The sequence below is a fragment of the Streptomyces sp. NPDC000075 genome (genome assembly GCF_040301925.1).
Classification (GTDB): Bacteria; Actinomycetota; Actinomycetes; order Streptomycetales; family Streptomycetaceae; genus Streptomyces; species Streptomyces polychromogenes.
The window spans coordinates 32,340-44,122 of the sequence record NZ_JBEPFL010000043.1; the positions used below are offsets into that span (position 1 = coordinate 32,340).

Consider the following 11,783-nt stretch of genomic DNA (forward strand, 5'->3'; position numbering starts at 1 on the left):
ACCCTGGTCCCGATGAGCCGCAGATCCCACATCCCGCCCGCGCCCCTCCCCCAGCGGGACGGCATCGACCCGGTCCGGATGCGCCTTCCCCCCGACCCCGAAGGGCGCTGGCCGCACCTGGGCGACTACCTGGCCGAGCGCTACGCCGGCACGCGCGGCGCCGAGTCGATGGCGCGGCTGCTGGACGCCGGCCGGGTGCTGGGCGAGGGCGGACGGGTGCTGCGGCCGCGGGACCCGTACGAGCCCGGCGGCTGGCTCTGGTTCCACCGCGACATGCCCGCCGAGCCGCCCGTGCCCTTCCCGATCCGCGTCGTCCACCGCGACCGGCACCTCCTGGTGGTGGACAAGCCGCACTTCCTGGCGACCACCCCGCGCGGCAGCCACGTCACCGAGACCGCCCTGGCCCGGCTGCGCCGGGAGCTGGACCTGCCCGCGCTCAGCCCGGCGCACCGCCTGGACCGGATGACGGCCGGACTGGTGATGTTCAGCGTCCGCCCCGAGGACCGGGGCGCCTACCAGCTCCTCTTCCAGCAGCGGCGGGTCCGCAAGGAGTACGAGGCCCTCGCCGCCCACGACCCGGACGTGTCCCTGCCCCGGACGGTGCGCAGCCACATCGAGAAGGTGCGCGGGGTGATGGCGGCGGTCGAGGTCCCGGACGCCGAACCCAACGCCGAGAGCCTGATCGAACTCGTCGCCTCCCGGGGCCCGCTGGGCCGCTACCGGCTGACCCCGCACACCGGGCGCACCCACCAGCTGCGGGTGCACATGAACGCTCTGGGCCTGCCCATCCTCGGCGACCCGGTCTACCCGGTGGTGGCCGAGCCGGCCGACCCGGCGGACTACCGGCGTCCGCTCCAGCTGCTGGCCAGGACCCTGTCCTTCACCGACCCGGTGACGGGCCTCGACCACCACCTGGAGACGGGCCTCACCCTCCAGGCCTGGGACGACCTCGAGGGCTGGGAAGCCGGCCCGGCGGCCGGACCGGCCGCGACCTAGTGGGCCGGGCCCAGGCCCGCGATCCGCAGCGCCGCGTCGGCGGCGGCCTCCGCGAAGGCCGCCACCGGACGGCCGGGGTCGGAGCGGCGGATCAGCATGACGCCCTCGATCAGACCGAACACCAGGTCGTTGCGCAGGGCCAGTCCGGCGCCGTCCCCGGCCAGTTCGGCTCCGAGGGGGGTGGCGTCGAGCAACGCCCGGTAGTTGTCGCGCAGTTCCTCGCGCATCCGGCGGAACCGCGCCAGCCGCGGCCGGTCCAGCTCGGTCAACAGGTAGAGGGCGCCCAGGTCGTACGGTCCCCCGCACAGCAGCAGCACGTCCGAGCGGCACAGCTCCCACAGCCGCCGTTCGGCGGGCCGGCCCGCCTCGGCCAGCAGGCGGCGGGAGAGCGCCAGCGACGGGGCGACGGTGGACTCCAGGAGTTCGGCGAGGAGTTCCTCCTTGCCGCTGAAGTAGTGGTACATCGTGGCCTGGCGCATCCCGGCCCGCTCGGCCACCGCCCGCGTGGTGGTGGCCGCGTACCCCCGCCCCGAGAACAGCTCGGCCGCCGCGCAGAGGAGTTCCTCGCGCGGCGGCCGGCCGCTCGGCGTTCTCAGCTGATCGGCACGCGGCCGACCGACCCGTCTCGGCCCTTCACCCGTTCCCCCACTCATACGTCCGATCGTCGCACAGGGCGCCGCGAACCGATCATGGCGAGAGATGAGATCCGGCCGCCCACGGGCTCGGAGGAAGCACCGAAAGGCACTACCCGACCGAGCTGTAGGCCACGACACCCCGCAGCAGGGCGTCGACGGCCTTGCGGGCGTTCTTCGCCACCGTGCTCCCCCCGGCCGAGGACGGCGGGGCGGTGGAGGCCGGGGCCGCCGCCGCGATCTGCCCGAGGACGTCGATGACCTGCTTGCACCAGCGCACGAAGTCACCGGCCGGCATCTCGGCCTCGCGCAGCACCTCGTCCAGGCTCTTGTCGGAGGCCCACTGGTAGGCCGCCCACGCGAAGCCGAGGTCCGGCTCGCGCTGGCCCACGCCCTCCGCCTGGTTGATGCGGTGCTCCTCCTCCAGGGCGTCGAGCCGGCCCCAGATGCGGACCATCTCGCCGAGCGCCGCCTTCGCCGGGCCGTTCGGCACCTTCGGCGGGGCCGCGTCGTCGGACTGGCGGGCCTCGAAGACCAGCGCCGAGACGCAGGCGGCCAGTTCGGCCGGGTTCAGCCCCTCCCAGACGCCCTCGCGCAGGCACTCGGAGGCCAGCAGGTCCAGCTCTCCGTAGAGCCGGGCCAGCCGCTTGCCGTGCACGGTGACCTCGTCCTCGCGCAGGTAGTCCAGCTCGGTCAGGAGCGCGTGGATCCGGTCGAAGGTGCGGGCGATGGTGTTCGTCCGGCCCTCGATGCGCCGCTCCAGCTGGAGGGTGTCGCGCTTGAGCCGGTGGTAGCGCTCCGCCCAGCGGGCGTGGTCCTCGCGCTCGTCGCAGCCGTGGCAGGGGTGCGCGCGCAGCTCGGCGCGCAGCCGGGCGATCTCGCGGTCGTCGGCGGCCGCGGCCCGGCCGCGCCGCTGCCGCTCGGGCTGGATGTTCCCGGCCTTGTTGCGCAGGGCGGTCGCCAGGTCCCGGCGGGACTGCGGGGAGCGGGGGTTGAAGGTCTTCGGGATCCGCATCCGGTCGATGGCCTCGACCGGTACCGGGAAGTCGATCGCGGCGAGCCGCTTGACCTGCCGTTCGGCGGTGAGCACCAGCGGGCGCGGGCCCTCGTGGTACTCGTACCCGCGGTGCCCGTTGCTGCGGCCGCCCGGCACGCCCGGGTCCAGGACCAGCGCGAGCCCGGCGAACTTGCCCGTCGGCACGTGGATGACGTCGCCCGGCTTGAGCTTCTCCAGGGAGCTCGCCGCCTGGGCGCGGCGCTGCGCCGCCCCCTGCTTGGCCAGTTCGGTCTCCCGGTCCTTGAGGTCCCGGCGCAGCCGCGCGTACTCCTCGAAGTCGCCGAGGTGGCAGGTCATGCCCTCGCGGTAGCCCTCCAGCCCCTCCTCGTTGCGCTGGACCTGGCGGGAGATCCCGACGACCGAGCGGTCGGCCTGGAACTGCGCGAAGGAGGTTTCCAGCAGTTCGCGGGAGCGGTGGCGCCCGAACTGCTGGACCAGGTTGACGGCCATGTTGTACGAGGGCTTGAAGCTGGAGCGCAGCGGATAGGTGCGCGTGCCGGCGAGACCGGCGAGCTGCACCGGGTCCATGCCGCGCTGCCAGAGCACCACGGCGTGGCCCTCGACGTCGATGCCGCGGCGGCCGGCCCGGCCGGTGAGCTGGGTGTACTCGCCGGGGGTGATGTCGGCGTGCTGCTCGCCGTTCCACTTGACGAGCTTCTCCAGGATGACCGTGCGCGCGGGCATGTTGATGCCCAGGGCGAGGGTCTCCGTGGCGAAGACGGCCTTGACGAGGCCGCGGACGAACAGCTCCTCGACGACCTCCTTGAAGGTGGGGAGCATGCCCGCGTGGTGGGCGGCGATGCCGCGCTCCAGGCCTTCGAGCCACTCGTAGTAGCCCAGGACGTGGAGGTCCTCGGCCGGGATGGAGGCGGTGCGCTCCTCGACGATCTCGCGCACCTTGAGGCGGGCGGTGTCGTCGTTGAGCCGCAGGCCCGCGTAGAGGCACTGCTGGACGGCGGCCTCGCAGCCGGCCCGGCTGAAGATGAAGTTGATCGCGGGCAGCAGGTCGTCGTTGTCCAGGCGGGCGATGACCTCGGGGCGGCCGGGGGTCCAGATCCGGCTGCGGGAGCGGCGTTCGCGCTCGCGGTCGGCCTCGCGGACCATCTTGCCGCGCCGCCGGTCCTTGGGGCTGTAGGTGCGGCTGTTCTCCTCGCGGGCCATGCGCAGGAGGTCGGGGTTGACCTCCCGGCGGGCGGAGCCGCGGCCTCCGTGGTCGGACTCCTCCTCGAAGAGGTCGTAGATCCGGCGGCCGGCCATGACGTGCTGCCACAGCGGTACGGGGCGCTCCTCGGAGACGATCACCTCGGTGTCGCCGCGCACGGTGTCGAGCCAGTCGCCGAACTCCTCGGCGTTGGAGACGGTCGCGGAGAGGGAGACCAGGGTCACCGACTCGGGGAGGTGGATGATCACCTCCTCCCAGACGGCGCCGCGGAAGCGGTCGGAGAGGTAGTGCACCTCGTCCATCACGACGTAGCCGAGGCCGCTGAGTGCCTGGGAGCCCGCGTAGAGCATGTTGCGGAGCACCTCGGTGGTCATCACGACCACGGGCGCGTCGCCGTTGACGCTGTTGTCGCCGGTCAGCAGGCCGACCTTGTCGGCGCCGTAGCGCTTGACGAGGTCCGCGTACTTCTGGTTCGACAGGGCCTTGATGGGCGTCGTGTAGAAGCACTTGCGGCCCTGCTGGAGGGCGAGGTGCACGGCGAACTCGCCCACGATGGTCTTGCCCGAGCCGGTCGGGGCGGCCACCAGGACGCCTTTGCCGGCCTCCAGTGCCTTGCAGGCCTCGACCTGGTACGGGTCCAGGTCGAATTCGTACATCTCGCGGAAGGGGGCCAGGGCGGAGGCCTCTTCGGCGGCGCGGATCCGGGCAGCGGCGTACCGCTCGGCGGGTGAGAGTTCTTCGGTCATCTTGCTGTCGAGCCTACCCGCCGCCTCTGACAACAGTCTCGACCATTTATGTGATCAGCCGGAGGCTCCCTGAGGTCCTCCGGGGCCGGCCGGCCCGCCCGGGCCGGCCGGCTTCACCTCTCAGGTGGCGTCGTCGTACCCGTTGATCTGGCGGCGGCCGCCGTCGGACTGCTCGGGGAGGGCGGAGGGGGCCGGGGCCGCGTCCGCCGCGCCGATGGACGAGGGGGTCAGGTCCAGGTCCGAGGCCTCGTCGTCGTCGAGGTCGGCGTCCGGGTTGGCGCGCCGGCGGCGGCGGTCGTTGAGGAGGCAGACCCCGAGGGCGAGGAAGTAGAGGGCCACGATCGGCGAGGCCAAGGTCAGCATGGTGACCGGGTCGCCGGTGGGCGTGGCGAAGGCCGCGAAGATCGTGATGCCGAGGACCATGCCCCGCCACCAGCCGGCCAGCCGCTTGGCGCTGAGGACCCCGGTGAAGTTCAGCAGGACCAGGATCAGCGGGAGCTCGAAGGCGAGGCCGAAGACCACGACCATGCGCGTGACCAGGTCGAGGTAGTCGTCGACCGGGAGCAGGTTCTTGACGTGGTCGGGGGTGAAGCCGAGGAGGATCTCCGCGGTCTGCGGGAGGATCTTGTACGCGAGGACCGCGCCGGCCAGGAACAGCGGGGCGCCGACGGCCACGAAGCTGAGCGTGTACCGCTTCTCGTTCTTGTGCAGGCCGGGGGCGGCGAACGCCCACAGCTGGTACAGCCAGACCGGGGCGGACAGCACCAGGCCCGCGGACAGGCCGACCTTGAGGGCGATGGAGAACGGCCCGGTCAGACCGTTGGCGGTCATCTCGGCGCAGGGGGCGCCGTTGCGCTGGTGGGTGGCCCCGTTCACGCAGCCGACGGAGGAGAGCATCGGCTCCAGCAGGAAGTCGATGATCGGCCGGAAGAAGTAGGCGCAGACGATCGTGATCAGGCCGATCGCCAGGACCGACTTCAGCAGGCGGTTTCTCAGCTCACGCAGGTGCTCGACGAGCGGCATCCGCCCTTCGGCGTCCTTCGGAAGCCGATCTCGTTTCCCCTGCTTGCGGGCAGACTTGAGCAACCCACGTCCCTTGTCTCGTTGCAAATGACCGGCGTGCTGGGGGGAGGGCCCCCCGGGTGTCAGCCCTGGGCGGTGCGGCCCGGCTCGCCGACCGGACGGGAGCTGGTGACGTCACCGGGCGCCGCCTGGATGGTGCGCGGGGCGACGGGCTGCTGGGTGTCGGCGGCCGGGGCGGCGGCGGGCGCGTCGTCGGCCTCGCCGTCCTTCTTCATGGCCTTGGCCTCGCTCTTGAGGATCCGGGCCGACTTGCCGAGCGAGCGGGCCATCTCGGGGAGCTTCTTGGCACCGAACAGCAGCACGATGACAGCGATGATCAGAAGGATCTCGAGGGGCTTCAGATTGCCGATCATGTGTGTCTTCCTTACTCACCGAAACGGCTGGTTTGTGGTGGCCTCGCGATACCGGACAGACGTCGTCCCGTACCTCTCTGACATGGATCGTAACCCCCGGGGGTGAACGCCCGGCAATCCCCAGGGGGGTCAGCGCTTGCCGGCGGCTCCGACGGTACGGGTCCGGCCGCGCGGTTTCCATAACCACTACGTGAACGCTGCGCACCGGGCGGAGAGGCGGCCTAGGACCGGAGGGAGCCCTCGCGCCGGGCGGCGCCGGCCAGGTCGGTCGCGGCCCGCTCCAGGTCCCCGGAGGCCTCGGTGATCCGGCGGCTGGCCAGGGCCACCTGCCCCGACAGCCGCCGGACCTCCAGGAAGACCCGCAGGGCCAGCACGGACAGGACGGCGACCCCGAGGAAACCCAGGGCAATCGCAAGCATCGGCCACAGCATGGGACGAGCCTAGCGCCCCCGTCTCAGAGACTGCGCAGGGTGCTCACTCCGCCACCGGTCAGCAGCTCCACGATGCGCTCACCGGCGGGTTTGCGGACCTGCGCGGAGCATTCGGGGCAGGTGAAGGAGTAGAAGGTGGTCCGCCGGCTGCCGCCGATCGCCAGCCTCAGGGCACCCGCCGCGAGCTCGAAGCGCGCCCGGCACTCGGGACAGGCGGCCTTGAAGGTGACCGGTTCCGCACCGGAAGATGGCGACATCTCTCCGTGCTCCCTCTAGACCTGTTCCCCGTACCCCGCGAGTGCCTCTGTGGCGGCCTTGCGGGCGCTGTGCGCCAGCTCGGGCGGCGAGACGATCCGCCCGTCGCGGCCCAGGCGCAGCGCCAGCCGGCGCAGGGAGGCGGGGTCGGGACTGCGCAGCGCGATCCTCAGGCCCCCACCGGGCAGCTCCTCGGCGCTGTCGTGCGGGTAGTACTCGGCGACCCAGCGTCCGCCGGGGCCGACCTCGACGACCACCTCCGGGTCCTCGGCGGCCGGCTGGACCAGCCCCTCGGACAGGTCCCGGGGCTCGATGGCGGGCGGTTCGGAGCGCTCGTCGAGGAGGCGGATCTCGGCGACCCGGTCGAGGCGGAAGGTGCGCCGCGCCTCGGAGAGGTGGCACCAGCCCTCCAGGTAGGTGTGCCCCACCGCGAAGAGCCGGATCGGGTCGACGGTGCGCTCGGTGAGCTCGTCGCGGGCGGGCGAGTAGTAGCGCAGCCACAGCCGGCGCCGCTCGGAGATGGCCCGGTCGACGTCGGCGAAGACCCCGCCCTCGGACTCGAAGGTCACCGACAGCCGGGAGCTGGCCCCGGCGGCCTCGCCGGCGGCGGCCTCCAGCTTGGCGGTGGCCCGCAGCAGCGCGTCCCGGTCGCTCTCGCGCAGCCCCGGCAGGGTCGCCACCGCGCGGGCGGCGACGAGCAGGGAGGTGGCCTCGTCGGCGGCCAGGCGCAGCGGCTCGGCGGTGGACTCCCCCGAGGCGTCGGCGTTGTGCCACCAGATGCGGTCGCCGTCGGTGTCGATGTCGAGCAGGTCCCCGCCCCGGAAGCTGGTCCCGCACATGGGCAGGACGTCGAGGTCCGAGATCAGCTCGTCCTCGGTGATCCCGAAGGCCCGGGCGACGTCCGCGACGTGCGCTCCGGGGCGCTCGCGCAGGTAGGTCACCAGGGACAGCATCCGGCGGGTCTGGTCGATGGCGTTCGCGGCCATGCTGGTACGTCTCCCCCTCAGGGCGTTGCTAGTGAAGTTCCTGGTCAGCCCTGGGCGACGGCGCGCAGCCGGTCCACCACGTCGGCCCGCAGGTCCGCGGGTTCCACCACCACGACGTCCGGGCCGAACTCCACGAGCCAGGCGTCCAGCCCGTGCCCGTAGGGGATCTCCAGCTCGTCCCAGCCGTCGGCGCCCTCGCGGACCGCGGTGGCCTTGGCCCGCAGCGGGTAGCCGGACCCGGCGCGCAGCCGGATCAGCGCCGAGCGCTGGGCGCCCTCGCCGGCCCAGGCCGCCACGGTCTCCCGTACGGTCACCACGTCCGGGACCTCGGCGGTGTACTTGCCGGCCCGCGAGCGGACCTTGCCGGTGATCCGGGAGAGCCGGAACACCCGCTCCGCCCCGCGGTCGCGGTCGTAGCCGGCGAGGTACCAGTGGCCGCGCCAGCACTCCAGGGCCCACGGCTCGACCTGGCGCGGCTCGGGCCGGGCGGCGTTGGACTTGCGGTAGTCGAACACCACGGGCCGCCGGTCGCGGCAGGCCAGCATGAGCGGCTCGAAGGCGGCCTCGTGGACGGGGATGCGCGGCTCGATCGCGCTGTGCTGGCCCTCGTACGGGTCGCCGGTCTCCGGCATCCCGCCGGCGCGCAGCTTCTGCAGGGCGCCGCTGGCCGCGCCCGCGAGGCGGGCCTGCTGCCAGACCTTGGCGGCCAGCCCGAGGGCGGCGGCCTCCTCGGCGTCCAGGGAGACGGGCGGGAGGCGGTTGCTGTCGCGGCGGGCCAGGTAGCCGGTCTCGCCCTCCAGGTTCTCCACCGTCTCGATCACCAGGCCGAGTTCGCGGAGGTCGTCCTTGTCCCGCTCGAACATGCGGTTGAAGGAGTCGTCGTTCCCGGCTTCCAGGTACGCCTCGATCGACCCGCGCAGCTCACGCTTGCTGAGGGGACGTCGGGTCCCCAGCAGACACAGCGCCAGATTCATCAGCCGCTCGGCCTTGGCGATCGCCATCGACGCCCGTCCCCCGCTCCTCGACACACACACTCGTGACCGTTGACCGTACCGCCAAGGCGGTCCCGGACAAAAGCGAGGGCCCCCGCCTCACGGCGGGGGCCCTGCCCGGTGACTGCCCGTGGATCAGGCGGCCATCAGGTCGCAGACGAAGATCAGCGTCTCGCCCGGCTTGATGGCACCGCCCGCGCCCTGGTCGCCGTAGGCGAGGTGGGGCGGGATGACCAGCTTGCGGCGGCCGCCGACCTTCATGCCCTGGACGCCCTGGTCCCAGCCGGGGATGACCTGGCCGACACCCAGCTTGAACTGCAGGGCGGAGCCGCGGTTCCAGGAGGCGTCGAACTCCTCGCCGGTGGAGTAGGCCACGCCCACGTAGTGGACGGAGACCACGGAGCCGGCCTTGGCCTCGGCGCCGTCGCCCTCCCAGACGTCCTCGATGACCAGGTCGGCCGGGACGGGGAAGTCGGGGAAGTCGATCTCGGGCTTCTCGAGCTTGCTGCTCACGGAACTGCTCCTCATGCGTACGGATGCGGGCCCCTCGCCGCGGAGGCGGAAAAGGGCAACCCGACCAGTCTTACATTGCTCCGACGATGTCCACGACGAAGACGAGGGTGGAGTTGGCCGGCAGGTCCTCACCCTTGGCCTGGTCCTTGTACGCCTGCTCCGGCGGGATCACCAGCAGGACGCGGCTGCCGACCTTCTTGCCCACGAGGCCCTTGTCCCAGCCCTCGATGACCTGACCCTCGCCGATCTTCGTCGAGAACGGCTGCCCGGTCTTCCAGGAGGTGTCGAAGAGCTTCGCCGCGTCCTTGCCCTGGTTCGGGGCCCAGGCCGCACCGCTGTACTGCATGTAGACGGTCTGGCCCTTCTGGACCTCCGGACCCTTGCCCTCGATCAGGACCTTGTCGACCAGCTCCTTCGGCGGGTCGTTCTTCGGGATCGTGATCGTGGCCTCCTTGTCCTCGTCGGCCTTGACCTGCGGCAGGTCCGACGGGATCGGGGCCTGGGTGCCCTCGGCCTTCTTCGGCATGACCTGGTCCACGTCGATCACGAAGACCAGGTTGTCCTTCGGGCCCACGCCCAGCTGCGGCTGGCCCTGGTCACCGAAGGCGGCGGCCGGCGGGGCCACGACCAGCAGACGGCTGCCGACCTTCTTGCCGAGCACGGAGTCGCTGAACAGCGGCAGGATCTGCTGCGAACCGGCCGGCACCACCAGCGGCTGGCCGTCCTTGTCGTAGGAGCCCTGGAGCTCCTTGCCGCTCTTCCAGATCTTGCCGGTGTACTTGGTGACCACGAGATCGTCCTTCTTGATCTCCGGCCCGGTGCCCTCCTTGAGGACGTTGACCACGAACTTGCCGCTCGGCTCGCCCTTGGGGACGGTGATCTCGGCCTTCTTGCCCGCCTCACCGGCCACGGTCGGCATCGGGTCCGCCGACGCGACCGGCTTCGGCACGTCGGCGGGCTTGGAGGCGGAGGCCGACGGAGAGGAGTCCTTCTTCCCGGAGTCGTCGCCCCCTCCGCAGGCCGCGGTGAGCATCAGAGCCGGCACGATGAGCGCGGCAGCAAGTCGGCGTCGCACAGTGGTCCTCAGGGTCGCTGGAATGGTCCGTCCTAGCGGCCCACTCTACGGGCTGCCCCCTGCGCCACAAGGCTCTGGCATGCGAGGACCCCGCACGCCGACGCGTACGGGGTCCCCTGCCGGACCGGTCACATACCGGCGATGAGCTTCTCCACCCGGTCGTCCACCGACCGGAACGGGTCCTTGCACAGCACGGTGCGCTGCGCCTGGTCGTTGAGCTTGAGGTGGACCCAGTCGACGGTGAAGTCCCGCCGCTGCTCCTGCGCCCGGCGGATGAAGTCGCCGCGCAGCCTCGCCCTGGTGGTCTGCGGGGGCACCGACTTGCCCTCGAAGATCTTCAGGTCGTTGCAGACCCGCTCCGCCTGCCCCTTGCGCTCCAGCAGGTAGTACAGGCCGCGCCGGCGGTGGATGTCGTGGTACGCGAGGTCTATCTGGGCGACCCGCGGGTTGGACATCGTCATGTTGTGCTTGGCCCGGTAACGCTCGATCAGCTGGTACTTCATGACCCAGTCGATCTCGCGGCCGATCCGGTCCAGGTCCTCGGCCTCGATGGCCTCCAGGGTGCGGCCCCACAGCTCCAGGACCTGCTCCACGACCCCGGTGCGGATCCCCCGCCGCTCGGCGAAGTCCAGCGCCTTCTCGTAGTACTCGCGCTGGATCTCCAGGGCGGAGGCCTCGCGGCCGCTGGCCAGGCGCACCTTGCGCTGGCCGGTGATGTCGTGGCTGACCTCGCGGATGGCCCGGATCGGGTTCTCCAGGGTGAGGTCCCGCATCACCGTGCCCGCCTCGATCATGCGCAGCACGAGGTCGGTGGCGCCGACCTTGAGGAGCATGGTCGTCTCGGACATGTTGGAGTCCCCGACGATCACGTGCAGGCGCCGGTAGCGCTCCGCGTCCGCGTGCGGCTCGTCGCGGGTGTTGATGATCGGACGGGAACGGGTGGTGGCGGAGCTGACGCCCTCCCAGATGTGCTCGGCCCGCTGGCTGACGCAGTAGACCGCGCCCCGGGGGGTCTGGAGCACCTTGCCCGCACCGCAGATGAGCTGGCGCGTGACGAGGAAGGGAATCAGGATGTCCGCCAGACGGGAGAATTCACCGTGCCGGGCCACGAGGTAGTTCTCGTGGCAGCCGTACGAATTGCCCGCCGAGTCGGTGTTGTTCTTGAACAGGTAGACGTCGCCCGCGATTCCCTCCTCGTGCAGGCGGCGTTCGGCGTCGACGAGCAGACCTTCGAGAATGCGCTCGCCCGCTTTGTCGTGGGTGACCAGTTCGGTCAGACTGTCGCATTCGGGTGTTGCATATTCCGGATGCGATCCCACGTCGAGGTACAGGCGGGCGCCGTTCCGCAGGAAGACATTGCTGCTGCGGCCCCATGACACGACACGGCGGAAGAGGTAGCGCGCCACTTCGTCAGGAGACAGTCGGCGCTGTCCCCTGAACGTGCACGTGACGCCGTACTCGTTCTCCAGCCCGAAAATGCGGCGGTCCATGACTGAACATTA

The 11,783-nt window shown here is 71.5% G+C and carries 12 protein-coding genes; 1 reads left to right on the plus strand and 11 read right to left on the minus strand.

What is annotated here, in order from left to right; all coding sequences use genetic code 11:
• The first annotated feature begins 12 nt into the window (after window positions 1-12).
• On the plus strand, window positions 13-996 hold the full coding sequence (locus ABT403_RS34215; protein ID WP_344159074.1) for a pseudouridine synthase: 984 nt from the start codon (window positions 13-15) through the stop codon (window positions 994-996).
• On the opposite strand, the gene ABT403_RS34220 is transcribed toward ABT403_RS34215, so the two are convergent.
• The 11 genes from ABT403_RS34220 to pafA form a co-directional block, all read right to left on the minus strand.
• Window positions 993-1,649, minus strand: coding sequence for a TetR/AcrR family transcriptional regulator (locus ABT403_RS34220; protein ID WP_344159073.1), 657 nt, complete (start codon window positions 1,647-1,649; stop codon window positions 993-995). The two genes, ABT403_RS34215 and ABT403_RS34220, sit on opposite strands and share 4 nt — an antisense overlap.
• Before the next feature lie 91 nt (window positions 1,650-1,740).
• On the minus strand, window positions 1,741-4,593 hold the full coding sequence (locus tag ABT403_RS34225; RefSeq protein ID WP_344159072.1) for a DEAD/DEAH box helicase: 2,853 nt from the start codon (window positions 4,591-4,593) through the stop codon (window positions 1,741-1,743).
• Window positions 4,594-4,713: 120 nt separating this feature from the next.
• On the minus strand, window positions 4,714-5,679 hold the full coding sequence (gene tatC / locus ABT403_RS34230) for a twin-arginine translocase subunit TatC (RefSeq protein WP_344159071.1): 966 nt from the start codon (window positions 5,677-5,679) through the stop codon (window positions 4,714-4,716).
• A 59-nt stretch (window positions 5,680-5,738) separates the two neighbouring features.
• A complete protein-coding gene (tatA, locus tag ABT403_RS34235) occupies window positions 5,739-6,029 on the minus strand; it encodes a Sec-independent protein translocase subunit TatA (protein WP_042814548.1) in 291 nt (96 codons plus the stop codon).
• 221 nt (window positions 6,030-6,250) lie between these two features.
• Entirely contained in the window at window positions 6,251-6,460 is a 210-nt protein-coding gene (locus tag ABT403_RS34240) for a hypothetical protein (protein ID WP_344159069.1), read from the minus strand.
• 23 nt (window positions 6,461-6,483) lie between these two features.
• Window positions 6,484-6,717: a CpXC domain-containing protein gene (locus ABT403_RS34245; RefSeq protein WP_344159067.1), complete on the minus strand. Its 234-nt coding sequence runs from the start codon at window positions 6,715-6,717 to the stop codon at window positions 6,484-6,486.
• 15 nt (window positions 6,718-6,732) lie between these two features.
• On the minus strand, window positions 6,733-7,701 hold the full coding sequence (locus tag ABT403_RS34250) for a helix-turn-helix transcriptional regulator (RefSeq protein WP_344159065.1): 969 nt from the start codon (window positions 7,699-7,701) through the stop codon (window positions 6,733-6,735).
• Between the two features lie 44 nt (window positions 7,702-7,745).
• Window positions 7,746-8,702 (minus strand): helix-turn-helix transcriptional regulator, encoded by a 957-nt coding sequence (locus ABT403_RS34255; RefSeq protein ID WP_344159063.1) that lies wholly within the window; start codon window positions 8,700-8,702, stop codon window positions 7,746-7,748.
• A 126-nt stretch (window positions 8,703-8,828) separates the two neighbouring features.
• A complete protein-coding gene (locus ABT403_RS34260; protein WP_344159061.1) occupies window positions 8,829-9,221 on the minus strand; it encodes an FKBP-type peptidyl-prolyl cis-trans isomerase in 393 nt (130 codons plus the stop codon).
• Between the two features lie 55 nt (window positions 9,222-9,276).
• Window positions 9,277-10,281 carry an FKBP-type peptidyl-prolyl cis-trans isomerase gene (locus ABT403_RS34265; RefSeq protein ID WP_344159059.1) on the minus strand — a complete coding sequence of 335 codons (1,005 nt, stop codon included), beginning with the start codon at window positions 10,279-10,281 and terminating at the stop codon, window positions 9,277-9,279.
• A 128-nt stretch (window positions 10,282-10,409) separates the two neighbouring features.
• Window positions 10,410-11,771, minus strand: coding sequence for a Pup--protein ligase (pafA, locus tag ABT403_RS34270; protein WP_344159057.1), 1,362 nt, complete (start codon window positions 11,769-11,771; stop codon window positions 10,410-10,412).
• Window positions 11,772-11,783: the final 12 nt, after the last annotated feature.